The following is a 996-nucleotide window of genomic DNA, read 5'->3' as shown; positions in this document are numbered from 1 at the left end:
TGTCTTACGACGGTATCTTGTTCAGGACTTTCTTGATTAGTCATAAAATCTCCTTATTTATTATCCTTTAAATTCTCTGACGTATTCATTCTTATAGTTTTGTATTTTAAGTATTCTTCCAATAGGAATGAGTTTTTTGATAAATGCGTAAATAGAGTTTTCATATCCTTTAGGAAGTAAAGTTATAATCCATGCTTTTTTAAGAATGCGTTCATTTTCTTTAGTTTTGAATATAATTTTTTTATGAGGTGTAGTGTCTTTTTTTGACTTACTACCAACAATAAATGCTATAACATTAGTTTTAATATCGCTTTTGAGCTTTATGTTAATGACGCCAGGTGATAAAGTAGTAGGTTCGATATCAACATTAAGGAAGGCTTTGAATAGCTTGATAAATGATTCATGGGTCCCAATATGACGTAAAGCGAAAAGCACACTATCAATATTTTTTGCTAGTGTTTCAAGAGTTTGGTTTGTTGAGTATATAATTTTCAATATTTCTGATAACCAGAATGCTATGAATCTTGAATTTAGATTTGTAGTAGCATTGATATCTGTGAAATTATCATTAAGAGTTTTGACCTCTTTGATTATTTGATCTATGAATTCAAGTTCGGCATGTATTATTTTTTCAACTTCAGTGTCATGAAAGACTGTGGGTATAGTAGGTATACTTGTCATGCAGACTCCTTTTTATGAGGATATATTGATTAACAATCTATCAGAAGTAAAATCAAAATCAAGAATTTCATTTTCTTCAACCTGAATATTTTCATTATTCTTAAATTCGTTATCATTGATCTCATTAATTTTTGTATTCAAGTTTTCTTTTAGAGCAACAGAGACATCAATGCAGTGTACGCCCTTAATTTCATTCACAGGAGCAAAGAAATCTTGATATTCAAAACTAATTCCCATATCACCATAATTATTATTTGCAATTCTGGTGTAAATATCTCTAATTTTAGCGTCAACATTAAGATATAGATGATTTTT

Annotated in this window: 2 protein-coding genes; both read right to left on the bottom strand. The window is 28.9% G+C overall.

Annotated features, from left to right (window positions below):
- Window positions 1-60: 60 nt before the first annotated feature.
- Window positions 61-681, bottom strand: a complete 621-nt coding sequence (locus tag U880_RS0100655) for a DUF735 family protein (protein WP_038358607.1) — start codon at window positions 679-681, stop codon at window positions 61-63.
- Window positions 682-693: 12 nt separating this feature from the next.
- Window positions 694-996: DUF276 domain-containing protein (locus tag U880_RS0100650; protein WP_024654364.1), on the bottom strand; the 303-nt coding region annotated here is incomplete at its 5' end.

Origin of the sequence: Borrelia hispanica CRI (assembly GCF_000500065.1) — a bacterium.
GTDB lineage: Bacteria > Spirochaetota > Spirochaetia > Borreliales > Borreliaceae > Borrelia > Borrelia hispanica.
Note: the sequence above shows the minus strand (reverse complement) of the source record. Positions and strands in the feature narration are given on the sequence as shown.